24 protein-coding genes and 1 tRNA gene are annotated in these 24,144 nt (G+C 62.7%); 5 read left to right on the top strand and 20 right to left on the bottom strand.

What is annotated here, in order from left to right:
• Positions 1-70: 70 nt before the first annotated feature.
• Complete coding sequence (gene tig / locus AC3CCE_RS20890) at positions 71-1,546, bottom strand: trigger factor (RefSeq protein WP_352511702.1); 1,476 nt, start codon at positions 1,544-1,546, stop codon at positions 71-73.
• A gap of 352 nt (positions 1,547-1,898) precedes the next feature.
• Between tig and AC3CCE_RS20895 the strand changes: the two genes are divergently transcribed.
• Positions 1,899-1,983: transfer RNA gene (locus AC3CCE_RS20895), tRNA-Leu, on the top strand.
• Between the two features lie 101 nt (positions 1,984-2,084).
• Here the strand turns inward: AC3CCE_RS20895 and AC3CCE_RS20900 are convergent.
• The 3 genes from AC3CCE_RS20900 to AC3CCE_RS20910 all read right to left on the bottom strand — a co-directional run bounded on the left by AC3CCE_RS20900 (position 2,085) and on the right by AC3CCE_RS20910 (position 5,299).
• On the bottom strand, positions 2,085-3,533 hold the full coding sequence (locus AC3CCE_RS20900; RefSeq protein WP_352625669.1) for an aromatic amino acid lyase: 1,449 nt from the start codon (positions 3,531-3,533) through the stop codon (positions 2,085-2,087).
• A gap of 75 nt (positions 3,534-3,608) precedes the next feature.
• A complete protein-coding gene (locus AC3CCE_RS20905) occupies positions 3,609-4,190 on the bottom strand; it encodes a GDYXXLXY domain-containing protein (protein ID WP_352511704.1) in 582 nt (193 codons plus the stop codon).
• The gene (locus AC3CCE_RS20910) at positions 4,187-5,299 is read right to left on the bottom strand and encodes a DUF2157 domain-containing protein (protein WP_352511705.1); all 1,113 of its coding nucleotides are present in this window, start codon (positions 5,297-5,299) and stop codon (positions 4,187-4,189) included. Before AC3CCE_RS20910 ends, AC3CCE_RS20905 begins: the two co-directional genes overlap by 4 nt.
• 235 nt (positions 5,300-5,534) lie before the next feature.
• On the opposite strand from AC3CCE_RS20910, the gene AC3CCE_RS20915 reads away from it, so the two are divergent.
• Together AC3CCE_RS20915 and AC3CCE_RS20920 are read left to right on the top strand one after the other, a co-directional pair.
• Positions 5,535-5,675 (top strand): DUF1127 domain-containing protein, encoded by a 141-nt coding sequence (locus tag AC3CCE_RS20915; RefSeq protein ID WP_006335194.1) that lies wholly within the window; start codon positions 5,535-5,537, stop codon positions 5,673-5,675.
• A gap of 51 nt (positions 5,676-5,726) precedes the next feature.
• Positions 5,727-5,870, top strand: coding sequence for a DUF1127 domain-containing protein (locus AC3CCE_RS20920; protein WP_023667673.1), 144 nt, complete (start codon positions 5,727-5,729; stop codon positions 5,868-5,870).
• 171 nt (positions 5,871-6,041) lie between these two features.
• On the opposite strand, the gene AC3CCE_RS20925 is transcribed toward AC3CCE_RS20920, so the two are convergent.
• Positions 6,042-6,368: a hypothetical protein gene (locus AC3CCE_RS20925; RefSeq protein ID WP_156935994.1), complete on the bottom strand. Its 327-nt coding sequence runs from the start codon at positions 6,366-6,368 to the stop codon at positions 6,042-6,044.
• Between the two features lie 18 nt (positions 6,369-6,386).
• Between AC3CCE_RS20925 and trmFO the strand changes: the two genes are divergently transcribed.
• Positions 6,387-7,799 (top strand): methylenetetrahydrofolate--tRNA-(uracil(54)-C(5))-methyltransferase (FADH(2)-oxidizing) TrmFO, encoded by a 1,413-nt coding sequence (gene trmFO, locus AC3CCE_RS20930; protein WP_352511706.1) that lies wholly within the window; start codon positions 6,387-6,389, stop codon positions 7,797-7,799.
• Between the two features lie 36 nt (positions 7,800-7,835).
• Here trmFO and AC3CCE_RS20935 read toward each other — a convergent pair whose 3' ends face one another.
• The 5 genes from AC3CCE_RS20935 to yajC all read right to left on the bottom strand — a co-directional run bounded on the left by AC3CCE_RS20935 (position 7,836) and on the right by yajC (position 13,249).
• Complete coding sequence (locus AC3CCE_RS20935) at positions 7,836-8,654, bottom strand: phytoene/squalene synthase family protein (RefSeq protein WP_460222073.1); 819 nt, start codon at positions 8,652-8,654, stop codon at positions 7,836-7,838.
• A 25-nt stretch (positions 8,655-8,679) separates the two neighbouring features.
• Positions 8,680-9,069 (bottom strand): Mth938-like domain-containing protein, encoded by a 390-nt coding sequence (locus tag AC3CCE_RS20940; protein WP_023688226.1) that lies wholly within the window; start codon positions 9,067-9,069, stop codon positions 8,680-8,682.
• Positions 9,070-9,080: 11 nt separating this feature from the next.
• Entirely contained in the window at positions 9,081-11,633 is a 2,553-nt protein-coding gene (gene secDF / locus AC3CCE_RS20945) for a protein translocase subunit SecDF (RefSeq protein ID WP_352625664.1), read from the bottom strand.
• A 218-nt stretch (positions 11,634-11,851) separates the two neighbouring features.
• A complete protein-coding gene (locus tag AC3CCE_RS20950) occupies positions 11,852-12,847 on the bottom strand; it encodes a SecDF P1 head subdomain-containing protein (protein ID WP_352625662.1) in 996 nt (331 codons plus the stop codon).
• Between the two features lie 54 nt (positions 12,848-12,901).
• Positions 12,902-13,249, bottom strand: coding sequence for a preprotein translocase subunit YajC (gene yajC / locus AC3CCE_RS20955; protein WP_023741503.1), 348 nt, complete (start codon positions 13,247-13,249; stop codon positions 12,902-12,904).
• Between the two features lie 271 nt (positions 13,250-13,520).
• Between yajC and AC3CCE_RS20960 the strand changes: the two genes are divergently transcribed.
• Positions 13,521-14,396 (top strand): ATP-binding protein, encoded by an 876-nt coding sequence (locus tag AC3CCE_RS20960; protein WP_352625660.1) that lies wholly within the window; start codon positions 13,521-13,523, stop codon positions 14,394-14,396.
• Between the two features lie 110 nt (positions 14,397-14,506).
• On the opposite strand, the gene AC3CCE_RS20965 is transcribed toward AC3CCE_RS20960, so the two are convergent.
• The 10 genes from AC3CCE_RS20965 to nagZ form a co-directional block, all read right to left on the bottom strand.
• Positions 14,507-16,006 carry a peptidoglycan DD-metalloendopeptidase family protein gene (locus AC3CCE_RS20965; protein WP_023830613.1) on the bottom strand — a complete coding sequence of 500 codons (1,500 nt, stop codon included), beginning with the start codon at positions 16,004-16,006 and terminating at the stop codon, positions 14,507-14,509.
• A 322-nt stretch (positions 16,007-16,328) separates the two neighbouring features.
• Positions 16,329-16,982 (bottom strand): protein-L-isoaspartate(D-aspartate) O-methyltransferase, encoded by a 654-nt coding sequence (locus AC3CCE_RS20970; protein WP_023667683.1) that lies wholly within the window; start codon positions 16,980-16,982, stop codon positions 16,329-16,331.
• Between the two features lie 26 nt (positions 16,983-17,008).
• Positions 17,009-17,770 (bottom strand): 5'/3'-nucleotidase SurE, encoded by a 762-nt coding sequence (gene surE, locus AC3CCE_RS20975; protein WP_023681648.1) that lies wholly within the window; start codon positions 17,768-17,770, stop codon positions 17,009-17,011.
• Positions 17,770-19,074, bottom strand: a complete 1,305-nt coding sequence (serS, locus tag AC3CCE_RS20980; RefSeq protein ID WP_352625657.1) for a serine--tRNA ligase — start codon at positions 19,072-19,074, stop codon at positions 17,770-17,772. The genes surE and serS overlap by 1 nt, the downstream gene beginning before the upstream one ends.
• A gap of 109 nt (positions 19,075-19,183) precedes the next feature.
• A complete protein-coding gene (tatC, locus tag AC3CCE_RS20985; protein WP_352625655.1) occupies positions 19,184-20,059 on the bottom strand; it encodes a twin-arginine translocase subunit TatC in 876 nt (291 codons plus the stop codon).
• Entirely contained in the window at positions 20,056-20,796 is a 741-nt protein-coding gene (gene tatB / locus AC3CCE_RS20990; RefSeq protein WP_352625653.1) for a Sec-independent protein translocase protein TatB, read from the bottom strand. The genes tatC and tatB overlap by 4 nt, the downstream gene beginning before the upstream one ends.
• An 85-nt stretch (positions 20,797-20,881) precedes the next feature.
• Positions 20,882-21,103, bottom strand: coding sequence for a twin-arginine translocase TatA/TatE family subunit (locus AC3CCE_RS20995; protein ID WP_023681650.1), 222 nt, complete (start codon positions 21,101-21,103; stop codon positions 20,882-20,884).
• Between the two features lie 180 nt (positions 21,104-21,283).
• On the bottom strand, positions 21,284-22,051 hold the full coding sequence (gene scpB, locus AC3CCE_RS21000) for an SMC-Scp complex subunit ScpB (protein ID WP_023735290.1): 768 nt from the start codon (positions 22,049-22,051) through the stop codon (positions 21,284-21,286).
• On the bottom strand, positions 22,048-22,848 hold the full coding sequence (locus AC3CCE_RS21005; RefSeq protein WP_352625821.1) for a segregation and condensation protein A: 801 nt from the start codon (positions 22,846-22,848) through the stop codon (positions 22,048-22,050). The genes scpB and AC3CCE_RS21005 overlap by 4 nt, the downstream gene beginning before the upstream one ends.
• A gap of 174 nt (positions 22,849-23,022) precedes the next feature.
• A complete protein-coding gene (nagZ, locus tag AC3CCE_RS21010; RefSeq protein WP_023681654.1) occupies positions 23,023-24,042 on the bottom strand; it encodes a beta-N-acetylhexosaminidase in 1,020 nt (339 codons plus the stop codon).
• Positions 24,043-24,144: the final 102 nt, after the last annotated feature.

A 24,144-nucleotide genomic window follows, 5' to 3' on the forward strand; every position in this document is an offset into this window, starting at 1 on the left:
TCAAGGCACATCCGCCACAACGTAAAAGGCCGCCTCGAGGGCGGCCTTTTCTGATCTTGTCGTCAGACGCTTATTCGGCGTCCTTGGCGGCCTTCTTCTTCGGGGCTGCCTTCTTCTTCGGCTCTTCCGCGTCGTCGGCCTTTTCAGCCTTGTCGGCCTTCTTGGCAGCGGCCTTCTTCGCCGGCTTGGCCCTGGCGGTATCGCCCTCTTCGTCGTCAGCCATCAGCTCTTCCTTGCTGACCTTGACGTCGGTGACCGAGATCTGGCTGAGCAGATGGTCGACGACCTTCTCCTCGAACATCGGCGCGCGCAGCGTGTTCAGGGCTTCCGGATTGCTGCGATAGAACTCGAAGGCTTCCTGCTGCTGGTTGGCCGGGTAGCGGCGCACCTGCTCGAACAGGCCGCGCTGCAGTTCCTCGTCGGAAACGGTGACGCCGGCCTTCTCGCCGATCTCGGCCAAAACCAGGCCGAGACGCACGCGGCGCTCGGCAAGCCGCAGATATTCGGCGCGTGCCTCTTCTTCCGTCGTCTCCTCGTCGGCGAAGGTACGGCCGGCGGCTTCGAGATCGCGGTTGACCTGGGTCCAGATGTTGTTGAACTCGGCATCGACGAGCTTCGACGGCGCCTCGAACGAATAGGCCGCGTCAAGCTGGTCGAGCAGCTGGCGCTTGACCTTCTGGCGGGTCATCGAACCGAACTGGTTCTCGATCTGGCCGCGCACCACGTCGCGCAGGCGCTCCAGCGATTCCAGGCCGAGGTTCTTGGCCATCTCGTCGTTGATTTCCAGCGCGCCGGGCTTGGACACTTCCTTGACGGTGACGTCGAAGGTGGCTTCCTTGCCGGCCAGATGCGCGGCCTGGTAGTTTTCCGGGAAAGTGACCGTGACCTGCTTCTCGTCGCCGGCCTTGGCGCCGATCAGTTGGTCCTCGAAGCCCGGAATGAATTCCTTGGACCCCAGAACCAGCGGCTGATCGGTGCCGGCGCCGCCGGAAAAGGCCTCGCCGTCGATCTTGCCGACATAGTCGATCGAAACGCGATCGCCTTCGGCGGCCTTGCCGGTCTTCGGCTCGAAGCTTCGCGCCGATTCGGCAACGCGCTGGACCTGCTCGTCGATCTCGCTGTCCGGCACTTCGAATACCTGGCGCGTCACCTTGATGTCGGAGAAATCCTTGATCTCGATCGCCGGGATGACCTCGTAGTTGAGGCGGAATTCGAAGTCGGCGCCGCCGGCCAGGATCTTCTCGGCCTCTTTCTCGTCTTCCGTCATGATCACTTCAGGCTGCATGGCGGCCTTTTCGCCGCGCCCCGTGATGATCGAACGGGTCGAATCGTTGAGGATCTCATTGACCACTTCGGCCATGAACGACTTGCCGTAGACCTTGCGCAAATGCTGCACAGGCACCTTGCCGGGACGGAAGCCGTTAATGCGGACCTTGTTCCTGGCGTCGGACAGCCGCGCCATCAGCTTGGCTTCCATATCACCGGCCGGCACGGTGATCTTGATCTCGCGCTTGAGACCGGAGTTGAGCGTTTCGGTGACCTGCATCGTAAAACCTTTATCTTCACCAAAGAGGCTGCCACGGCGTCTTGCCGTTCACAGCCTGCCGGTACAATCTTGCCGGGAATGGCTTTTGGTACGGAACCTGGCGATTTGACCGAAATTACGGCTCAAATTGTTCCAAACTGCGTTCCAAGATGTGAATAAGTTCTTGTTTTTCCTACTTCTTATCACATTCTGCAGAAGCGGATCGGCGCGTCCCGTCACATTTGACACGCCTTTTGTCACAGGCGAGGCCAATTTTCAACCATCTTCGCGTTGCAGCGAATGACCGCCCCAACGGCAGACATTTTCGCCCCGACATTGACAGAATGATGGCTACATGGGATTGCCGACAAATGCGGATGTGGCGGAACTGGTAGACGCCCTGGATTTAGGTTCCAGTGCCGAAAGGCGTGGGGGTTCGAGTCCCTTCATCCGCACCACCCTTCGCTCTATCGAGGTTCGGGTGGCAGGCCACCCAGGAGCTTGATAAAGCGAAGGGTGTCCTCCGAAGCCGTGGCGTAGGAGGACTGGCGGCGACGGCCTACACTTCAAACACTTGACCGGTAAACCACTCCGCCAATTTCGCCAGCTCCGGCCCCAGCACCCGGTCGGCGTCGACCGGCGGCACGATCTTCCTGATATCCGCGACAAAATCCTGCAATGCCGGCGGCGCGGCGCGTTCAGTCACGTACAGGGCCTGCGAGGCGATCATCGCCAGCATCGCCATTGCCGCATCGAGGCAGCGGCCGGCCGTCGCTTCCTTGGTCCAGGCGAAGAATGCGGTGGTGGCGACGTCGTCCTGGCCGGCGCCGGCCGATTCGGTGCCCGGAATGAAGGTGCGCTGCGCCGCGAGTTTGGCCTGTTCGAGATAGCCGGTGATCGCCATCGGCACATAGCCGACATTGCCGTGCCCGTCGCTGTCGGCCCAATGCCGCCCGGTCATCAACAGGTCGGGCAGCAGCGACACCTTGCCGTTCAGCAGCTTTGAGGCGTGGCGGTCGCAGAGCAGGCAGAGATCGGCCCAGATCGCCGCCAGATCGTCGAGCGCCGGCGTCGCCATGGCATTGTGATAGCCGCCGGTGGAGATGCAGCGCCCCAGCGGGTGCGCCGCGTCGGGCGGGATATAGACTGGATTGTCCGAGATCGAGGCCAGCGATACGGTCGCCGCCTGCTCGGCGCCGGCCAGCGCCCGATGCGCATGGCCGAGCACGCGCGGCACGATGCGGTAGCTGACCGGCGCCTGATAGTTGCGCCGGCCGTCGCCGGCGCCAACCAGATATTGCCGCAACCCTTGCAAGGCGGCCGCTTCGTGCGCGTCACCCCAGAGCCCGTCGAGGGCCGCATCATAATGCTCGAGCGGCGCACGAAAGGCTTCGATCGACAGCGCAAACACCTTGTGCGCCATGGCGGCGCGTCGGCGCGCGGCAAGTGCTGCGTCGGCCACGAGCGCCGCCGCGCAAGGTGAACCATTGATCAGCGAACCGCGCTCCTTCACCTCCAGCTCGAAACGCTGGGTAAGCGCGGCAAACAGCGGGTAGAGCGCCAGGATCTCGCCAGCGCCGCCCTGCCCCTGCGACGACACCACCGGCATCGGGCCGCCGTCGAGCATCGCCGCAACGGCTAGCGCGATGCGCGGCGTGGTGGCGGCATTGCCTTCGATGAAATTGGTCAGCCGTGCCAGCACGATCGCCCTGACCACGCGCTCGGGCAACGGCTCCCCGAAGGATGTGGCGGCGGCAAACGCCTTGATGCGCGCATGACGGTCCCGCTCGTCAAGTTCCAGCTTGCGGCTCGCCAGTTCGCCCATGGCGGTGGTGACGCCATAGATCACCGGCGGCGGATCGGATTCGATGAGTTTCAGGAACGAGGCGCGGCATTCGGCAATGCGTTGCAAGGCCTTGTCGCCGATTTCGACCGTGTCGTTTCTCCAGGCGACGCGCAAAACGGCATCGAGATTGATATCTTCGCGCGTCGTCACCGTAATCGGCATTGTCTTCGCCCGTCTGGTTTGCATGAGGGCGAAGCGATCGATCGTTGCCGAAATCCATGCCCTGGGTAATGTCTTCTAGTAGAGCGGTTCCTCAAACAATGTCTTGTCGCCGTCCATCAGCGCCTTGATCTGTGCCTGGCCACTGGCGGCGAGCGCGACGCGCACGCCGAATGGCCGCACCCGCATGTCGTTCTGGATCGCCATGCCCTGGCCCTCAGGTAGGTAGAAGCGGTCGATGCCGTATTGCGGTGCGATCGTGGATTCAGGATCAAGCGTCCAGCCCGGCGCGACCTGGCCGACAATATCGGCTTCGTCGGCGGTCGCCGGCGTCGGAGCCCTGCCGAACCAGGCCGTGGTCGCATGCCAATAGCCGTCGGCGCCCGGCTTCAGCCGGACCACGATCGGCGTGTTCTCGCTCACGAGCTGGCCGGCCGGGATGTTGGCGATCAGCTTCACCGGCAAGCGCGATATTTCATAGCCGAGGATAATATAGTCGCCGCGCAGCAGATCGCGCGGATCGACCGGCTCGACTTTCAGCAAGACCTCCTTGCCGGTGCGCAGGATCGCCGCGCGGCCGGCGATGATCCAGCTCAGGAAGCCGATCTGGACGAGCGCCAGGACCAGCGCCGAGATGACAAGTTTCTTTCCCGACATCATGCTGCCGCTCCTTCCGGGGCCTTCATGCGTTTTTCCACACGGATGATGACGAGAGCCAGGATGCCGAACAGCACTGCGGCAGCCAAGAAGAAGCCGGCCGTGCCGAGCATCGTCTGCAAGGTCACGACATAGATAATGGCAAGTTCGAAGGCAAAGCCGGCATAGGCAACCCAGCGCAGCCCCCTGCTCTCGCGCCCGCCCAGCATGATCGCCGCGGCAATGCCGGCCAGTGCGATGACCGACGCAATGGCAAAGCCGTTGCTGAAGGCGTTATCATCGCCCAGTTCGATCTGGATCATCGCCAGCCCGGTGAGAAAGCCGGTCAAGGCGTGCAAAGGCAGCCGCCCGCCGAGCTGCAAGATCCAGTCGGCCGGCCCGGCGGCGAAGATGGAAACCGCAAACAGCAGCGCCGACACCGCGACCAGAGGAATAGCCAGGGCGAGCGTGTTCTGGTCCAGGCCGCGCACCGCGATATAGAAAATGACCGAAAGAATGATCAAGTGGCGTGCCGGCTGGCTACGCGTCCAGAATGAGACGACAAAAAGCACCGGCGCCATCACGACGAAGAAATCCGGAAATACGGGGCGGTCATAAAAGTCGAACGCGCGCACGAACAGCCAGGCAATGGATATGCCGACGGCAGCGACCGTGAGCGGGTTCGAGCGCAACGCCACCGCGGCAAGTGCCGTGCCGATGCCCCAGGTGACGATGGCCGAGGCCTCGTCGCCCGTGAGATGGTACATCTGGCCGATCAGCGCGATCGATCCGCCGAAGGCCGCGGCGGCCACGATCCACAGCGCCTCGCCGATCGCCGCATGGTCGCGCATCTTCAACACCGCGCCGCCGACATAGCCGGCGAGAATGACGGCAAACAGTGCCGCGACCCGCACCAGCCGCGGGATGGCGTCCCAGTTGGCGGCGACGAAGAGCAGGATCGCGGCGCCGAACAGCAGCGCCGCCATCATGGCCAATATAGTGCCGAAGCTCAGCGATTTGCGCTCGTTTGCGTCGATGTCGCACTTAAGCGCATCGGCCGTCTTCGCGTCGATCAGGCCGGCCTGCAGCCACCGCCCGATATCGGCCCTCGCCCGTGACGAATAACTCGCCATGTCGCTTCTCCCCCAGCTTGGTCTTTCTGACAGCCGATCCGCTCAAATCGTTGACGCAACGTCATTTTCCGATTCGGGTCTCTTCATGACGAAGCCGTGAACGCGCGTTAATGTTGCATTGCACAATTTGCATTGCTGCCATGCGCCAACAGCACTTTTAAATCGATATTACCCAGCCTATTTACTGTTCGTACACAAACGGAATGAACCGAAGAAAGACGAAACGAGCACTACCATGAACCTGATCCGCAACTACCGCAACTGGCGCCGCTACCGGGACACCGTCTCCGAGCTGAGCCGCCTTTCGAACCGTGAACTGACCGACCTCGGCATCAGCCGCAGCGACATCCACTACGTCGCCCGCAAGGCGGTCTAATCCTCTTCGGATCGCAAATGGTCCGAACCAGTTTTGAAAAAGAGAACGACAATGAACCTGATCCGCAACTATCGTAACTGGCGCGTTTACCGCGACACCGTTACCGAGCTGGGTCGCCTTTCGAACCGTCAGCTCCATGATCTCGGCATCGTCCGTGACGAGATCAAGATCATCGCCCGCAGGGCGACGATCTAGCCAGAATTTCGCCAGGGTCGACCTCCTCCCCGACCCTGACGGATACGGTCAGCCTTCACCTCCTCCCGAGGGTTGACCACCAAAACGGCGCCCGCCGCACCTCCTCCCGCGGCGGGCGCTGTTTCCAAAGCGAACGCAGTTCGTCTTTCCGAAGCGAACGCTAGTTCGTCTTCAAAGTGAACGCAGTTCCTCTTCCAGGGATTTCGCCTCCCTCGATCCGGCGAACAGAATTTCGTCAAAGCCGACCTCCTCCCCGGCGATGGCGAATACGGCCGATCCCCACCTCCTCCCGAGGATCGGCCCCAAAAACGACACCCGCCGCACCTCCTCCCGCGGCGGGTGTTGTTGTTTTTGGGGCAGGTTTGCGGCTGTGCTTGCGGTCGATCGAGGCGCTTTGCGCCGCCATCCAAGCGTCGCCGCGGACATAAGAAACTCGAGCTCCGTCGTTGCACGACAATGACCCACGCTCGCACCGGCCAATTGCAAACGGCGCGCCAAGTGATTATTCCGGCGCTCATGAGCAAAAATCCTATCCACATCGTCGGCGGCGGCCTCGCCGGCTCCGAAGCCGCCTGGCAGGCAGCACAAGCCGGTGTTCCCGTCATTTTGCATGAGATGCGCCCGGTGCGCGGCACCGATGCGCACAAGACCGATGGGCTTGCCGAACTTGTCTGTTCCAATTCCTTCCGCTCCGACGATGCCGAGAACAACGCCGTCGGCCTGCTGCATGCCGAAATGCGGCTGGCCGGCTCGCTGATCATGAGCGCCGGCGACGCCAACCAGGTGCCGGCCGGCGGCGCGCTGGCCGTCGATCGCGACGGCTTCTCCGACGCGGTGACGAAAAGGCTCGAAGCGCACCCGCTGATCACCATCGAGCGCGAGGAAGTGCCGGGCCTGCCGCCGGCGGAGTGGGACCAGGCGATCATCGCCACGGGACCGCTAACCGCGCCGTCGCTCGCCCAGTCGATTGCCGAGGCAACCGGCGCCGATGCGCTGGCCTTCTTCGACGCGATTGCCCCGATCATCCATTTCGACACGATCGACATGGACACCTGCTGGTTCCAGTCGCGCTATGACAAGGTTGGGCCCGGCGGCACCGGCAAGGACTACATCAATTGCCCGATGGACAAGGACCAGTATCTCGCCTTCGTACAGGCGCTGGTCGACGGCCAGAAGACCGAATTCAAGCAGTGGGAAGGCACGCCCTATTTCGACGGCTGCCTGCCGATCGAGATCATGGCCGAGCGCGGCGTCGAGACGCTGCGCTACGGGCCGATGAAGCCGATGGGGCTGACCAATGCCCACAATCCGACGGTAAAAGCCTATGCCGTGGTGCAGCTGCGCCAGGACAATGCGCTGGGCACGCTCTACAACATGGTCGGTTTCCAGACGAAGCTGAAGCATGCCGAGCAGGTGCGCGTGTTCCGCACCATTCCGGGTCTGGAAAACGCCGAGTTCGCCCGTCTCGGCGGCCTGCACCGCAACACCTACATCAACTCGCCGACCTTGCTCGACGCCTCGCTGCAGCTGAAGTCGCGGCCGGGCCTGCGCTTTGCCGGCCAGATCACCGGCTGCGAGGGTTATGTCGAGAGCGCGGCGATCGGCCTGCTCGCCGGCCGCTTCGCCGCCGCCGAGCGGCTCGGCCACGCGCCATCGCTGCCACCGCTCACCACCGCCTTCGGCGCCTTGCTCAACCACATCACCGGCGGCCACATCGTTTCCGACGACGAGCCGGGCAAACGCTCGTTCCAGCCGATGAACGTCAATTTCGGCCTGTTCCCGCCGGTGGAAGCACCGAAGACCGAAGGCAAACGCCTGCGCGGCAAGGACAAGACGGTGGCCAAGCGCCACGCGATCACCTCACGCGCGCGGGCAGATTGTCGGGAGTGGCTAGGGCTGCCGGCGCAAACAGCGGAAGCTGCTGAATAGCCAAGTCTCAGAGTCCTAACGCGATTGACGTTTACGTTAACTCGCTGGCCAACCCCGCGTTGCGCGCCTGAGCAACAGCCAATGCCGGCGCAGAGCCGAAAGCCGGTCTGCGCCACCAAGCGGCGAGCGGCCATTGGCCATCTTGCCGAGATAGGCGCTGGTCAGCGCCAGCGGCAGGAACGCCGGACGCAGCGTTTCCGGAAGTGCGGACGCCCCTTGCTCGAAAGCGCGGAGATGCTCCTGCGCCAATGCAATCATCGCAGCCACCGCGCGCTGAGCGCCGGGGCCGCCGTCGCCGCTGACGAACTCCTCCGGCGACGAGCCGGCCGCTGCAAGGATATCCGCCGGCACGAAGCATTGCCCGCGTCGGCGATGCAGCGGCAACAGCAGCAACAGGCCGGTCATCGCCTGGGCGCAGCCGGCCCTGCCCGCCAGTTCGGCAAAGCGCGGCGCCTGATTGGGATCGAGCACCATCGCCGCCAGCTGGATCAGCGCGGCCGCCGTCTCGCCGCAATATCCCTCGAGATCGGTGCGCGACGGCATCGGATCGTCATAGAGGTCGAAGATGCGGGCCTCGAGCATGTTGTCGAAGGCAGTTTTGGGCAGGCCATGGGCAGAAATCGTCGCCTTCAGCGCATCGGCGAGCGGGTTGCCTGTGGCTGCGGCTTCAGCAGCGATGACATCGCGCCACCATTGCAGCCTCACTTCGCCCGGCAATGCCTCGTGGATGCGGTCGCGGACAGACGCAATCTCGGCATTGAAGGCGTAAAGCGAAAACAGCGCCGCGCGCTTGTTGGCCGGTGCATAGAGTGCGCTGACATAGCGGTCATGGTCGCCGGCGCGCACCGTCTCCATGACGATGTCAGCTGTATCGGTCACGTCAGTCGACGGCGATCAGCGCCGCGGCCACGGCGCGGTCTTCGGCGAGCAGAACATTGTAGGTCCGCACCGCTGCCCCCGTCGACATCGGGTCGGAGCCAATGCCAGCCGCTTTCAGCGCCGCCCGAAGTGCTGTCGGCAAGGGCCGCAAATCCTTGCCTGTGCCGACCAGCAGGATCTCGACCTTGCCTGCCTCAGCCAGCAGCAGGTCGAAATCCGCCGCCGTCAGGGCCAGCGGATCGGCCGGCTCCCAGCCATGGATGCCGGAGGGCAGGCAAAGAAGCGAGCCGCGATGCGACATGTCGGCGAAGCGGAAGCCGCCATTGCCGTAGGCTTCGATCGGCGCCCGTCCGGGGAAATGCGCCTCGCGGATGACGATACCTTTTGCCACCAGCGCAGCCGTCAGGTCGCCATGGCCTTGCCGCCACCAACCGGCTTCTCCTCATCGGCGCTCGCTCCCTGCGGCCTGAGCCTGAACAGGATCAGCAAGGGCGCTGCGATGAAGATCGACGAATAGGTACCGAAGACGACGCCGAACAGCATCGCCATGGTGAACGAGCGGATCACCTCGCCGCCGAACAACACCAGGGCCAGCAGCGCCAGGATGGTCGTCACCGAAGTCAGCGTCGTTCTCGACAGAGTCTCGTTGATGGCGTTGTTCAACAATTGCGGGAGCGGCATTCGTTTGTATTTTCGCAAATCTTCTCGAACACGGTCATAGACGACGATCGTGTCGTTGAGCGAATAGCCGATAATGGTCAGGATCGCCGCCAGCGAAGACTGGTTGAATTCGAGCCCGGTGATGACGAAGAAGCCCAGCGTCATCACCACATCGTGCACCGTCGCCACGATGGCGCCGACCGCGAACTGCCATTCGAAGCGGAACCAGACATAGACCAGGATGCCGATCAGCGCGATGATCATCGCAATCGTGCCTTGCTTGGCCAGCTCGCCCGAAACCGTCGGGCCCACCACCTCGACGCGGCGGAAATCGTAATTGTCCTGCAGCTCGCCGCGCACCTTGTCGATGACGGTCTGCTCGGCGTTCTCGCCGCCATCCTGGGTGCCGACGCGGATCAGCACATCATTCGGCGCGCCGAATTGCTGGACCTGCACTTCACCGATGTTTAGCTCCGACAGCCGGCTTCTGATATCGCCAATATCGGCGTCGCCTTGCTTGGACTGCACCTCGATGATCGAGCCGCCCTTGAAGTCGATGCCGTAGTTGATGTCGATGGTCAGGAATCCGATAACCGACGCGATCGACAGCAGGCTGGACAGTGCGAAGGTCCAGCGGCGGATGCCCATGAACGGGATTTTCGTGCCGGCCGGAACGAAGGTCACCGGCGCACGCGGCAATTCCTTCGGACGCGCACGGCGCAGCCAGATCGACACCAGCAGACGGGTGAAGGTGAAGGCGGTGAAGACCGTGGTCAAGATGCCGATGGCATAGGTGATGGCGAAGCCCTTGACCGGTCCGGTGCCGAGATAGAACAGCACGACCGTGGCAATCAGCGACGTCACGTTGGAATCCACGATGGTCGCCAACGCCTTGGTGAAACCTGTGTCGATCGATTGGATGACCGAACGGCCGGCCCGTCGCTCCTCGCGGATGCGCTCATAGATCAGCACGTTGGAATCGACCGCCATGCCGATGGTCAGCACGATACCGGCAATGCCGGGCAAGGTCAGCGTCGCGCCAAGCAGCGACAAAACCCCGACGATCATCGCCACGTGCACGGCGAGCGCAATGTTGGCGAGGAAGCCGAGAAGTCCGTACGCGACGAACATGAAGGCGACGACGAGAATGGAGCCGATGATGCCGGCGACCTTGCCGGCATGGATCGAATCCTGGCCGAGGCCCGGGCCCACCGTGCGTTCTTCGATCACGGTCAGCTTTGCCGGCAACGCACCGGCCCGCAGCAGCACGGCGAGGTCGTTGGCGCTTTCGGCGGTGAAATTGCCTGAAATCTGGCCGCTGCCGCCGAGGATCGGTTCGCGGATCACCGGCGCCGAAATCACCTGATTGTCGAGGATGATGGCGAACGGCTTGCCGACATTCTGCTGGGTCGCCTGGCCGAACCGTGTCGCACCGCGCGAGTTGAAGACGAACGAAACCACTGGCTCGTTGTTTCGGGAATCATAAGTTGCGGTGGCCTTGGCAAGATCCTCGCCGGACACGATGACGCGATTTTCCACCAGATACGGAACCGGCGGATCGTCCTGCGAATAAAGCACCGAGGAGCCTGCCGGCGGGCGGCCGTTCAGCGCATCCTGCACCGACATCGAGGTATCCACCATCTGGAAGGTCATCTTGGCGGTCTGGCCAATGATCTCCTTCAGCCTTTGCGGATCCTGCAGGCCCGGCACCTGGACGAGCACACGGTCGTCGCCCTGCCGCTGCACGATCGGCTCGGTGGTGCCGAGTTCGTTGACGCGGCGCTCGACGACTTCGATCGACTGCGCCAATGCGGCTGAGGTGCGGTATTTGATGCCGGCGTCGGTGACGGTGAATTTGAGCAGCCCGGCTTCGGAATCATCCAGGGACATTTCCTGGATGGAGCCACCGGTGAACAGGCCGGCGGCGACCGGATCGGTCAGCGGCTTAAGCGCCGTCTTAGCGGCATCGATCTGGGTTGGATCGGTGATGCGCACCTGCACGGTCCTGCCGGTGCCGCCAAGGCCAGTATAGGCTATCTTCGCATCACGCAGCAGCGTGCGGATTTCGTCGCGCGTCGTTTCCAGCTGCGCCTTGACCAGATCGTTCTGGTCCATCTGCAAGAGGATGTGCGAACCGCCCTGCAGATCGAGACCAAGCGTCATCTGCCGCTTCGGCACCCAGTTGGGCAATTGCGCCAATGTGCTGGCCGGGAAGAGATTTGGCGCGGCAAGGATGAATGTGACGGCCACGGCGATCCAGATCAGGATCATCTTCAGGCGCGAAAAATACAGCATATGGCGTTGTCCGTCAGGGCGTACTGGCGGATCGTTCCGCCGACAATTCGGTTATTTCTTGGCGTTCTTATTTGCCACCGGCTCGCCCTTAACCCGCACTTCGCCGATTGTCGAGCGCGCTGAGGTCAATTTGGCGCTGCCGCCGGCAGCGGTTTCGGCGTCAATCGCCTCTGTCGGTTCCCATTCTAATTCTGATCACCGCCGGGCGCTATCGTGCGCTACTCGACTATTTTCAATTGTGCAGGCATCGGTCCGGAACGCAAAAGTAAGGCCAGATCATCGGCGTTCTCCTTGGTGAGGTTGCCCGATATCTGGCCGCGGCCGTTAAGAATTGGCTCGCGGACGACTGGCACCGAAAGCACTTGGTTGTCGAGGATCATCGCAAATAGCTTGCCGACATTCTGCGAGGTCGCTTGCGCAACGCGTGCCGTTGCCCTGGAATCGAAGGTGAACGAAACCGCCGGCTCATTTGTGACGGAGTTGGGAGTCGCCTGAGCATTGACAATGTCGTCACTGGAAACGATCGTCCGGCTCTCAACCAGATAGGGAACCGGTGGATCGTCCTTCGAATAAACCACCACCGAGCCAGCGGGCGTCCGGCCATTGATCGCATCAGCGACCGGCATCGACTCATCAACCCACTGAAAAGTCGCCATTCCGGTTCGGGTGAGAATTCTCCTCAACCTTTGCAAATCCGCAACGCCCGAAGTCCGGACCAGCATACCGTCTTCGCCCTCTGGCTGAACTACTGGGTCGGCAACACCAAGATCACGCAGGCGATTCTTAATGACCACGATCGACTGCGCAAGCGCGATCGAAATCCGATACTTGATGCCTGTGTCTGTTACCGTGAACTTGAGCAACGCTGCTCCGGTATCATCCAGGATCATTTCCTGGACCGGACCAGCGCTGCCAAGGACAGGATCAGTCACCGCCTTCAATGCCATCTTGGCCGCGCCGACCTGAGCGGGGTCGGTGATATGCACCTGAACGGCCCGACCCGACTTAGCAAGAGCAGTATAGCCGATCCTTGCATCGCGCAGCAGCGTCCTGATTTCGTCACGCGTCGCCTCCAACCGGCGATCGATCACATCGGTCGCGTCCAATCGAAGCAGCACGTCCGGGCCGGCAGCGTGAAGACTGGGCGCGTCGACGAGCATTGTGGCCATAGCAAGCCAGATCAGGATCATTTTCAGGCGCGAAAAATGGACCATACCCCGTCTTTTGTCAGAGCTCTGCCCGCGGATCGCTCCGCTTGGGAAACTGGCTTACTTCTTGGCGTTCTGGTTGGCCACCGGCTCGCCCTTGACCCGCACGTCGGCGATCGTCGAGCGCAGCGCCGTCACCTTGGTACCGCCGCCGAGGTCGATCTCGAGCTCGTGGTCGTCGATCACCTTGGTCACCTTGCCGACGAAGCCGCCGCCGGTGATCACCGTGTCGCCACGACGCACGGCCGAGATCATCTCCTGGCGCTTCTTCAACTGGGCGCGCTGCGGCCGGATGATGAGGAAATACATGATCACGAAGATCAGAACGAACGGGAGTATCATGCCGATATCCCCGAACGGACCAAGCGGAGTTCCGGTAGCTTGGGCGTATGCCGGTGTGACGAACATCAAGAACTCCTGGTTACGAAGAAGGCCGTAGGGCGGCCTCGCCAAATTTGGCCGGAATATAGTGGGTAAAGTTACCAATGCAACTGCGCGGCCGGGCTTTCAGCTGCTTTTCCGGCCGGTTGACCCGTGTTAGAGCATGCTCCCGGAATACGAGCGTGGTTTTCGCAAAAGATCATGCCCAAACAAAAGCTTGGAACCAGTTTCTATCTCGCCCGGATCAAGACGATTTCGGCCCCTACGCACGTTCGTGCGGAAACATAAAAGACGAGACATGACCGACAGCACCATCGAGGCCCTGAACAAAAAGCTCGACCGCCTGATCGAGGCAGTCACCCGCCTCGCTCCGCCGCCGGTGCCGCAAACCGATCTTGCGGTTGCCGATTGCTTCGTCTGGCAGGCCGACCCCGGCTATCTCGAGCCGGTGCGCAAGGTCAACCGCGTCGAAATCGGCCTGATCCGCGGCGTCGACCGCGTGCGCGACATTCTGGTCGAAAACACGGAACATTTCGCCGCCGGCCATGCCGCCAACAATGTGTTGTTGTGGGGTGCGCGCGGCATGGGCAAATCCTCGCTGGTCAAGGCCGTGCATGCGCAGATCAACGCCCAGGCCAAATCCGACCTGCCGCTCAAGCTGATCGAGATCCATCGCGAGGATATCGACACGCTGCCCAGGCTGATGGGCCTGCTGAAGGCGGCGCCGTTTCGCTTCATCCTGTTTTGCGACGACCTCTCCTTCGACCATGACGACACCTCCTACAAGTCGCTGAAGGCAGCCCTTGAAGGCGGCGTCGAGGGCCGCCCGGCCAATGTCATCTTCTACGCCACGTCGAACCGCCGGCACCTGTTGCCGCGCGACATGATCGACAATGAGCGCTCGACCGCCATCAACCCGTCCGAGGCGGTCGAGGAAAAGGTTTCGCTGTCCGACCGCTTCGGCCTGTGGCTCGGCTTCCACAAATGTTCGCAGGACGAATATCTCGATATGGTCAACGGCTATGCCACCCATCATGGACTGAAGATCGACCCGGAGCAGCTGCGCGCCGACGCCCTGGAATGGGCAACGACACGCGGCAGCCGCTCGGGCCGCGTCGCCTGGCAATTCACTCAGGATCTGGCCGGCCGGCTCGGCAAGCCGCTGAACGACTGATTGATTTCCGTCAGGTCACTGAAAAAGCCCGCCCCTTGCGGAGCGGGCTGAGCCGGCGGGCCGGACTGGAGGTCAGACGGCCTGCAAAACGTTTATTGTTCTATTCCCGACTATTCGAGATAACCTGAGGGGTCGACCGGGGCCGAGTTCTTGCGCACTTCGAAGTGCAGTTTCGGCGAGTCGGTGGTGCCGCTCATGCCCGACAGCGCGATCTCCTGGCCGCGCTTGACCTTCTGGCCGCGCTGCACCTCGATCGACCTGGCGTGGCCATAGACGGTGACCAGCCCGTTTTCGTGGCGCACCAGCACCGTATTGCCGAATTCCTTGAGGCCGTCGCCGGCATAGATGACCACGCCGTTCTCGGCCGCCTTGACCGGCGTCCCCTCAGGCACGGCGATGTCGACGCCATCCTTGCCGCCACCAAAATTGGAGATGACGCGGCCACGCACCGGCCAACGCATCTTGCCGATGCCGGTGGCATCGGGCGCAACAGCATCGTCGTCCTCGGCCTGCTGGATGACCTTGGCGTCCTTCTTCGGCGGCGTGTAGGTGGCGAGTGTCTCCGTCGGCTTTGCCGCCGGTTGGGTGGTCGCGGTCGTCACCGGATCAACTTTGGTCGGCTTGGCGCTGGCGACCGTTGCGGTGCCACCTGCCGGAACCTTCAGCGTCTGGCCGATCTTGAGCAGGCCGTCCTGCATGCCGTTCGCCTGCTTCAGCGCCACGACGCCAACGCCGGTCTTCCTGGCGATGGAGGACAGGCTGTCGCCCGACTGGACCGTGTAGGTGCCCGCGCCGGCTTTTGGCGCGGCCGAGGCAGTCTGCGCCGGCTTGTCGGTCTTCGGCTTGTTCGCTGCCGAAGCGTCAACCTGCGCGGCGGACTTGCCGTCCTTGAGTTTCGGCTGCTGCGGCAGTACGGCGATCTTCTCCGGCGCCGGCGCCTTGGGGCTGTTTGCCGGCTTGCCGTCGGCAAGTTTCGGCTCTGTCCCCTTGCTTGAATAGGCATAGGCCGGGATGACCAGTTTCTGACCGGTCTTCAGCCCCTTGGTGGCGCTCAAGCCGTTGACCTTCATGATCACGTCGGCGGGCACATGATAGCGATGAGCGATGCCGGAAATGGTCTCGCCGTCGCTGACCACGATCTCGGTCGCATGCGGCGTACCAGCCGCAACTGGTTTCGGATCGGAGTCACCGGCATTCTTGAACGGCCTCGCCGGCTGGACCGTGCCGGTAGTCGTTCTGTCGACATGCGGTGCCGGTGCAAGCGCCGGCGCGGAAGCGGTGCGCATCGGAGCAGCTTTGGGCGCGCTCGGCGGCGGCAGCTGCTGGACGGTGACTGGCTCCAGGCTGGAGCGGCTGACCGACTGGTTATGGCTGCCATCGACAGGTGCCGCAGCGATCGGCTCGGCCGCCACATCGCCCGGATAGGGCTGCGCAGTGCTCTGCTTGTCGATGATGGCGCGCTGATTGTTGGTCGAGGAGGTGAAGACGTCGTCGACACCATTGAACCGCGAGACTTGGGAGCTACACCCCGCCGCCACTCCGGCTAGCATGAGGACAGCGCAGCCCCGCGACAGAGTACGCCCGTTTGCCTTCAAAACACTGAATTGCATCGCACTAACCCGCACAGACCCGGTACACACTGGTCATGATTAAAGCGCGTTAATGTTACTGGCGGGTTAACCCCATAGAATCAGGCGCAAATTTTCTTAAAACATTTTCGAACGCGCCGAAGGTGCGTTGAGATTCAGGTCAGGCCGAGTCGAAAATGACAGGTTCTGAGAACCGGCCTACCGGCCGTAGCCTTCATAGAGCGGAGGCATTTATGACGGCTTCGGCCGTCGAAGGCCGGAGCGGAGCGTACTCAAACACGTGAGCACCGGAAGCGCAGGAACCTGCCATTTGCAGGCCGGCCTCACATGAATATCAGTGCACCTAAATAACCGCCGCGACGCTGCGCAGGATCGGCTGCAGGCGCACGGTGCCGATATCCTCGCGCTCGAAGCGGCTGCCGACCTTGGTCAGCTTGGCCAGCACCTGCTCGCCCTCCTCCGGCCCGATCGGGGCAATGACGATGCCGCCGCTCGACAATTGGTCGAGCAGGAAGCGCGGCAGGCTGTCGAAAGCCGCCCAGGCTACGATGCGGTCGAACGGCGCTTCATTGGCAAGCCCGTTGGAACCGTCGGCCTGGCGCACGATGACATTGCCGATGCCGAGCGCCTCGAAGCGTTGCCTGGCCTGCTCGGCCAGCGTTTTGTAGCGGTCGACGCTGACGATGCGAGCCGCGAGCCGCGACATCACCGCTGCCGTGTAGCCCGAGCCGGTGCCGATCTCCAGCACCCGGTTGCCGGGCTCTATTGCCAGGGCCGCAATCACCGCCGCCTGCAGATCGGCGCCCTCGATCGCCTCGCCGCATTCGATCGGCAGCATGCCGTCCGACCAGGCGATGGAATGGAACTGGCCGTTGAGGAAGCCGCGCCGCGGCGTCGCCTCGAAGGCTGCGATCAACGCCTTCGGCACCGCGCCTTGGCCGCGCAGGCGCAGCAGGAAAGCGGCAAAACCCTCGCGATCGTCGAGCGGCAAGTTCATGCCAGAACCTTCTTCATGCGAACACCTTATTCAGACAGCGCCTTGGTCAGTTGGTCACGGATTTCATGCGCGGTCAGGTCAAGCTGCAGCGGCGTCACAGACACGAGCCGGTTGCGCAGAGCATGGAGATCGGTGCCTTGCTTGCCCTCGACCGGTTCGCGGCCGAAGCGAAGCCAGTAATAAGGCAGGCCGCGCCCGTCGCGGCGCTCGTCGACCCACAGGCTGTGCACCAGCTTGCCCTGCGACGTCACGACGGTACCGGCAACCTCGTCAGGCAGGCAGTTGGGAAAGTTGACGTTGAGCAGCACGCCGTCCGGCAGCGGCATGGCGACGAGCTTTTTCAGCAGCGCCGGCGCCAGCACCTCGGTGGTCTCATAGGGAACGACGCGGTCCTCGCCGACATAGGAATAACCCTGGCTGAGTGCGATCGAGCGGATGCCGAGCAGCGCGCCTTCCATGGCGCCGGCGACGGTGCCGGAATAGGTGACGTCGTCGGCGATGTTGGCGCCGGAATTGACACCGGACAGGATCAGGTCCGGCGCGCCAGGCAGGATCTTCTTGACGCCCATGATGACGCAGTCGGTCGGCGTGCCGCGCACGGCGTAGTGTTTCTCGCCGATCTTGCGCAGCCGGAGCGGCTCCGAGATCGACAGCGAGTGCGCGTAGCCGGACTGGTCCTGCTCCGGCGCCACGACCCAGACATCGTCCGACAGCGTGCGGGCGATGCGTTCGAGCGACGCCAGGCCCTCGGCATGGATGCCGTCATCATTGGTCAGAAGGATGCGCATTACTTCGATTCGATCTTCGCCAGACCGCCCATATAAGGCCGCAGCACTTCAGGAATGGTTACGCTGCCATCCTCATTCTGGTAGTTTTCGATGACGGCAATCAGCGCACGGCCGACAGCGGTGCCCGAACCGTTCAGCGTGTGCACAAAGCGGTTGCCCTTGCCATCCCGGTCCTTGTAGCGGGCATCCATGCGCCTGGCCTGGAAGTCGCCGCAGACCGAGCAGGACGAGATTTCGCGATAGGCGTTCTGGCCGGGCAGCCAGACCTCGATGTCGTAGGTCTTGCGCGCGCCAAACCCCATGTCGCCCGTGCACAGGACCATGGTGCGGAACGGCAGCTCCAGTCGCTTCAGCACCTCTTCCGCGCACTGCGTCATCCGCTCGTGCTCGGCGAGCGAAGACTCCTGGTCGGTGACCGAGACCAGCTCGACCTTGTAGAACTGGTGCTGGCGCAACATGCCGCGCGTGTCGCGGCCGGCGGAGCCCGCTTCCGAGCGGAAGCACGGCGTCAGCGCCGTATAGCGCAGCGGCAGCTTTTCATGGGCCGTGATTTCTTCGCGCACCAGGTTGGTGAGCGGGACCTCGGCGGTTGGAATCAACCCGAGCCGGCCATCGCCATGCTGCACGAAGAACAGGTCGTCCTCGAATTTCGGCAGCTGGTTGGTCCCGAAAAGCACTTCGTCGCGCACCATCAGTGGCGGGATGACTTCTTCATAGCCATGCTCGGTCGTGTGCAGATCGAGCATGAACTGGCCGATGGCGCGCTCCATCCGCGCCAGCCCGCTCTTCAGCACGGTGAAGCGTGATCCCGACAGCTTTGCCGCCCGCTCGAAATCCATCATGCCGAGCGCTTCGCCGATCTCGAAATGCTCGTTCACCCAGTTCGGCCGGGTCGGCACCTCGCCGACGATATGCTTGACGACATTGTCGTGCTCGTCCTTGCCGACCGGCACGTCGTCGAGCGGCACATTCGGCAGCACCGCCAGCGCATCGTTCAGCGTCTTGTCGAGCTCGCGCTCGCGCGCCTCGCCATTCTGGATGAAGGTCTTGATATCGCCGACTTCGGCCTTGAGCTTTTCGGCAAGTGCCGTGTCGCCCGAACGCATGGCGTTGCCGATCTCCTTCGAGGCGGCGTTGCGGCGTTCCTGCTTGGTCTGCAGCTCGGTGACGTGCTCGCGCCGCGCTTCGTCCTTCTTGATCAGCTCATCGACCGTGGACTGCGCCTCGTCAGCCGACCACGAGCGCTTGGCCAGCGCCTCGACAAGGGCCTTCGGGTTGTCGCGAATCCATTTGATATCAAGCATGGTTGGTCGTCCTCGAGCTAAGGCCTGAGGGCGTAAACCGCATCCTTCATCGATGCAAGATGGCGGCTGTCGCGTTTTTCCGCTAACGCGGATACCCGAACGCGACGGCCTATGAAGGAGCCTGCTTTGAGGACGCGTCCGCCGCCTTTTCGGCCACGGCTTCGGCGGGTTCCTGCTTCTCGCGCGCCAGCTTCTGCTTGACCTGGTCGCGCTCGATCAGCCGGGCCGCCCAGATCGACACCTCGTAGAGCAGGATGGTCGGGATGGCCAAACCGATCTGGCTCATCGGATCAGGCGGCGTCAGGACCGCCGCGACGACGAAGGCGATGACGATCGCCCATTTGCGCTTCTCGGCCAGCGCCTTCGACGACAGCATGCCGACGCGCGTCATCAGGCTGGTCACCACCGGCAGCTGGAACACCAGGCCGAAGGAGAAGATCAGCGTCATGATCAGGCTGAGATATTCCGACACTTTCGGCAGCAGCGAAATCTGCACCTGGTCGTCGGTGCCGGCCTGCTGCATGGCGAGGAAGAACCACATCACCATCGGCGTGAAGAAGAAATAGACCAGCGACGCGCCCATCAGGAACAGGATCGGCGATGCGATCAGGAACGGCAGGAAGGCGTTGCGCTCGTTCTTGTAGAGGCCAGGCGCAATGAATTTGTAGATCTGCGTGGCGATCAGCGGAAAGGCGATGACCATGCCGCCGAACATGGCGAGCTTGACCTGGGTGAAGAAGAATTCCTGCGGCGCCGTATAGATCAGCTCGACCTTGTGCGGATCGAGCCCGGCCCATTGCGTGGCCCATTTGAACGGAACGACCAAAAGATTGAACAGCTTCTTGGCAAAGAAGAAGCAGACGAGGAAGGCGACGAAGAAACCGCCGATCGACCAGATCAGCCGCCGGCGCAGTTCGATCAGATGCTCCATCAGCGGAGCCGACGACTTCTCGATCTCGTCCTTTTCGCTGTCCGTAATGCTCACTTGGCGGCCCCCGCCGTCTTCTTGGACGCGGGCTTCGTGGCCGGCGCAGGCTTCGGCTCAGCCTTTGCGACCGCCTTCGGTGCAGCAGCGGGCTTGGTGGCGGCTTTTCCAGGTGCAGCCTTGGCGGGCGCCGCTGACGGCTTGGCCGCAACCTTCGCCACAGGCGCCGGCTTTGCCGGTGCTGCCTTGGCTGCCGCTGTTTTGGTTGCCGGAGCCTTTGATATCGCAGCCCCCTTGGCGCGCGCGTTTCGTGGCGCCGCTGTTGCTGCAGCCGGTGTCACCACCGCCTCGTCGGTCATCGCCGGAAGGATCGGCGCCGCCGGCGCTGTCTCCGGTCCGTTGACACCCGGCATCACCGTCGCGCCGTTCTTGAGCGGCTCGGCCGCCTGTGGTGTTTCTGCCGCGGGCGTTGCGGGATCGACGGTGGGCTTCGGCTTCATCACCGCATCGACGCCGGAGCGAACCTCTGCTGCCGCCTGTTCGAACGGATTGAGCTGCTTGCGGATCTCGGCCGCCGGATTGAGGCCGCGCAGCGTATCGACCGACTTCTTGACGTCGTCGAGCTCGGCTTCCTTCAGCGCCTCGTTGAACTGCTTCTGGAAGTCGGAGGCCATGGCACGCAGCTTCGCCGTCGTGCGGCCGAAGGTGCGCAGCATATTGGGCAAATCCTTGGGTCCGACGACCACGATCATGACGATCGCGATCACCAGCATTTCGGTCCAGCCGACTTCAAACATGGCAATCAGTTCCGACTAGTGCTTGTCGCCCAAGAGTGCGAAGCGGCTTTTGGACAGGACTTGCTCAAAAGCAACAACCTCGGGCTCAGCTCTTGCTGGCCTTTTCCTTCACTGCCGAAACGGTCTCGTCCGGGCGGTGCTCGACGGTGCGCTTGTCTTCGGCGGTATCGTCGTCGGCCATGCCCTTCTTGAAGCTCTTGATGCCCTTCGCCATGTCGCCCATCAGCTCGGGTATCTTGCCGCGGCCGAACACCAGCAGCACAATCACCAGCACGATCATCCAGTGCCAAATCGAAAATGAACCCATTGTAACTCTCTCTCGAATGTTTTCCCTGGCGATGATCTATGCGTTTTCGCGTTGGGATTCAAACACAACAGCGACAAAGTTTATGAAGGCGCGGCTTATGTCACGCATTTTCGGCAAAGCTGCCCGCTACCAATCGGCGCATCTACCGCAGCAATGCAGCTTTTTGACAGCCGCTTGCGGTCAATCTTCCGTGACGCGCGGCGTCAGCAGGCCGAGTTCCTCGAGATCGATGTCGGTCAACGCATCCTCGTCCTCGGTCAGGGCGTCCGGATCGGCCGGCGGCAACGGGATGGCGAAATTCGACGGCATTCGGCCGGAAAGCAGCCCTGCCCCCTTCAGTTCGTCCATGCCGGGAAGATCGCGGATATCCTCCAGTGCGAAATGGTCGAGGAAAGTGTCTGTCGTGCCGTAGGTGACGGGACGGCCGGGCGTGCGGCGGCGGCCGCGCATGCGCACCCATTCCGTTTCGAGCAGCGTATCCAGCGTGCCCTTCGAGGTCTCGACGCCTCTGATGTCCTCGATCTCGGCGCGCGTCACCGGCTGGTGGTAGGCGATGATCGCCAGCACTTCGAGCGCCGCGCGCGACAGCTTGCGCTGCTGCACCGTGTCGCGGCTCATCAGGAAGGCGAGATCGCCGGCGGTACGGAAAGCCCAGGCATCGCCGACCCGGACCAGATTGACGCCGCGCCGCGCATAGATCTGCTGCAGCTCAGCCATGGCAGCGGCTATGCTGATGCCGTCGGGCAATCTGGCTGCGAGCTGCTTTTCGCTGACCGGCTCGGCGCTGGCGAACACAATCGCCTCGGCCATGCGTATGGCTTCGGCCATATGCAGCCGTTCGCCAGGATTCAGAAGCAGGGTATCAGTCGGGTCCTGGGCGATAATGCCCTCCTCGGTCTCTTCTTCGACCTTGAACGGAATGACCGAAGCGTTGGCGCGTTCGCTCATGATGCCACCTCGACTGCCTTGATTGGCTGCGCGCGGCCGCGCAGATAGAGCGGCGCGAACACCTGGTCCTGCCGCATCTCGATGCTGCCTTCGCGCACCAGTTCCAGCGACGCCGCAAACGAGCTGGCAATCGCGGTACGCCGTTCGTCCGGGCTGGTCAGGTAATTGATCAGATAGCTGTCCAGCGCCGTCCAGTCGCGCAGCGAGCCGACCAGCCGGGTCAGGATATCGCGCGCATCCTTGAGCGACCACACGCCACGCCGGGCAATTGTCACATTGGTGATCGCCTGTTTCTGGCGCTGCTGCGCATAGGCGGTGAGCAAATCGTAGAGCGAGGCCGAATAGGCGTTACGCTTCTCGACGATGACCATTTCAGGCATGCCGCGTGCAAACACGTCGCGGCCGAGCCGGTTGCGGTTGACCAGCCTTGCCGAGGCGTCGCGCATGGCCTCCAGACGCTTCAGCCGGAACTGCAGCACCGCGGCCAGTTCCTCGCCGCTTTCGCCTTCCTCGCCGGGCTGCTTGGGGATGAGGAGCTTCGACTTGAGGAAGGCCAGCCACGCCGCCATCACCAGGTAGTCGGCGGCAAGCTCAAGCCTTAGCGCCCTCGCCGTCTCGACGAAGGTCAGATACTGCTCGACCAGCGCCAAGATGGAAATCCGCGACAGATCGACCTTTTGGTTGCGGGCGAGATGCAGCAAGAGGTCGAGCGGACCTTCGAACCCGGCGACGTCGACGACAAGCGACGGGTCGCCGGTGACCCGTGAATCGTCGTTCTCGGCCCACAGACGGTCCATCGGTGCGGCCTTCGCAGCCTTGCTGTCCAATGTCTCCGCCACTTGTTCCTTTACCTCTGGTTAGAGCATGATGCCGAAAAGTGTGAAGCGGTTTTCGGACGACATCATGCTCTCTCTATCTAATTTAGAGACGGATTCAGATTTCAGGTCGAACAGACCTGAAATCATCCGTCTCTAGGCCACCGCATCGAAATAGGTGGCAAACTCGGCGCGTATCTCGGTTTCGTCGGCCCGGTCGCGATCCCTTATATAGGTCAGCGCCCGCTTGGCGCGCTCCAGCGATGTCCCTTCAAGTCCCGTGGTTCGCGATGCGATGCCCGCCATCTCCTCGAAAACGCCATTGCAGTGAAGGACCAGATCGCAGCCCGCCGCAAGGATCGAGGCCGCCTTTGTCGGGAAATCCCCAGAAAGTGCCTTCATCGAGGTGTCGTCGCTCATCAACAGCCCGTCGAAGCCGATCTCGCGGCGGATGATCTCGTCGATGACCTTACCTGACGTGGTCGCCGGGTTGTTCGGATCGATGGCGCTATAGACGACATGCGCCGTCATCGCCATCGGCAGATGGCTAAGCTCGCGGAAAGGGGCGAAATCATGCCGCTGCAGGTCGCTCAGCGAGGCATCGACCACAGGCAGTTCGAAATGCGTGTCGGCAAAGGCGCGCCCGTGACCCGGAATGTGCTTCATGACCGGCAGCACGCCGCCCGACATCAGCCCTTCCGCCGCCGCGCGGCCGAGTTCGATGACCGGGCGCGGCTCCTTGCCATAGGCGCGCGCGCCGATGACGTCGCTGGCGCCCTCGATCGGCACGTCCAGCACCGGCAGGCAATCGGCAGAGATACCGTAGCGTAACAGGTCGAAGGCGTGCAGCCGCGCCATCAGCCAGGCAGCGCGGGTGCCGGCATCATGGTCCTTGCGCCACAATGCACCGAGCGCGCCGCCGGCGGGATAGTTCGGCGCCAGCGGCGGCCGCAGGCGCTGCACCCGGCCACCTTCCTGGTCGATGAACACCAGCGCATCGGGGCGCCCGATACAGTCGCGCATTTCGGCGACCAGATCGCGGATCTGCTCGGTTTCGCCGATGTTGCGCGCAAACAGGATGAAGCCCCACGGGCATTCATTGCGATAGAAACGGATTTCTTCGCGGGTCAGCGATTTCCCGGCACAGCCGAGGATCATGGATTTTGATTCGGTCATTCCACCAGTTTAGGGCTTCGCGCCGGCAAAGGGAATCTCCCCGGACGGCAAGCGCCTCAACCTCTCGCCCATCCACATGAAAAAGCCGGCGCGACCCTTGGG

Source organism: Mesorhizobium sp. P160187, from assembly GCF_057766425.1.

Bases quoted from the DNA above. Each gene is read 5' to 3' on its own strand.
- tig (WP_352511702.1), bottom strand. From the start codon at position 1,546: ATGCAGGTCACCGAAACGCTCAACTCCGGTCTCAAGCGCGAGATCAAG.
- AC3CCE_RS20900 (WP_352625669.1), bottom strand. From the start codon at position 3,533: ATGCCGATTACGGTGACGACGCGCGAAGATATCAATCTCGATGCCGTT.
- AC3CCE_RS20905 (WP_352511704.1), bottom strand. From the start codon at position 4,190: ATGATGTCGGGAAAGAAACTTGTCATCTCGGCGCTGGTCCTGGCGCTC.
- AC3CCE_RS20910 (WP_352511705.1), bottom strand. From the start codon at position 5,299: ATGGCGAGTTATTCGTCACGGGCGAGGGCCGATATCGGGCGGTGGCTG.
- AC3CCE_RS20915 (WP_006335194.1), top strand. From the start codon at position 5,535: ATGAACCTGATCCGCAACTACCGCAACTGGCGCCGCTACCGGGACACC.
- AC3CCE_RS20920 (WP_023667673.1), top strand. From the start codon at position 5,727: ATGAACCTGATCCGCAACTATCGTAACTGGCGCGTTTACCGCGACACC.
- trmFO (WP_352511706.1), top strand. From the start codon at position 6,387: ATGAGCAAAAATCCTATCCACATCGTCGGCGGCGGCCTCGCCGGCTCC.
- AC3CCE_RS20935 (WP_460222073.1), bottom strand. From the start codon at position 8,654: ATGGAGACGGTGCGCGCCGGCGACCATGACCGCTATGTCAGCGCACTC.
- secDF (WP_352625664.1), bottom strand. From the start codon at position 11,633: ATGCTGTATTTTTCGCGCCTGAAGATGATCCTGATCTGGATCGCCGTG.
- AC3CCE_RS20950 (WP_352625662.1), bottom strand. From the start codon at position 12,847: ATGGTCCATTTTTCGCGCCTGAAAATGATCCTGATCTGGCTTGCTATG.
- yajC (WP_023741503.1), bottom strand. From the start codon at position 13,249: ATGTTCGTCACACCGGCATACGCCCAAGCTACCGGAACTCCGCTTGGT.
- AC3CCE_RS20960 (WP_352625660.1), top strand. From the start codon at position 13,521: ATGACCGACAGCACCATCGAGGCCCTGAACAAAAAGCTCGACCGCCTG.
- AC3CCE_RS20965 (WP_023830613.1), bottom strand. From the start codon at position 16,006: ATGCAATTCAGTGTTTTGAAGGCAAACGGGCGTACTCTGTCGCGGGGC.
- AC3CCE_RS20970 (WP_023667683.1), bottom strand. From the start codon at position 16,982: ATGAACTTGCCGCTCGACGATCGCGAGGGTTTTGCCGCTTTCCTGCTG.
- surE (WP_023681648.1), bottom strand. From the start codon at position 17,770: ATGCGCATCCTTCTGACCAATGATGACGGCATCCATGCCGAGGGCCTG.
- serS (WP_352625657.1), bottom strand. From the start codon at position 19,074: ATGCTTGATATCAAATGGATTCGCGACAACCCGAAGGCCCTTGTCGAG.
- tatB (WP_352625653.1), bottom strand. From the start codon at position 20,796: ATGTTTGAAGTCGGCTGGACCGAAATGCTGGTGATCGCGATCGTCATG.
- AC3CCE_RS20995 (WP_023681650.1), bottom strand. From the start codon at position 21,103: ATGGGTTCATTTTCGATTTGGCACTGGATGATCGTGCTGGTGATTGTG.
- scpB (WP_023735290.1), bottom strand. From the start codon at position 22,051: ATGAGCGAACGCGCCAACGCTTCGGTCATTCCGTTCAAGGTCGAAGAA.
- AC3CCE_RS21005 (WP_352625821.1), bottom strand. From the start codon at position 22,848: ATGGACCGTCTGTGGGCCGAGAACGACGATTCACGGGTCACCGGCGAC.
- nagZ (WP_023681654.1), bottom strand. From the start codon at position 24,042: ATGACCGAATCAAAATCCATGATCCTCGGCTGTGCCGGGAAATCGCTG.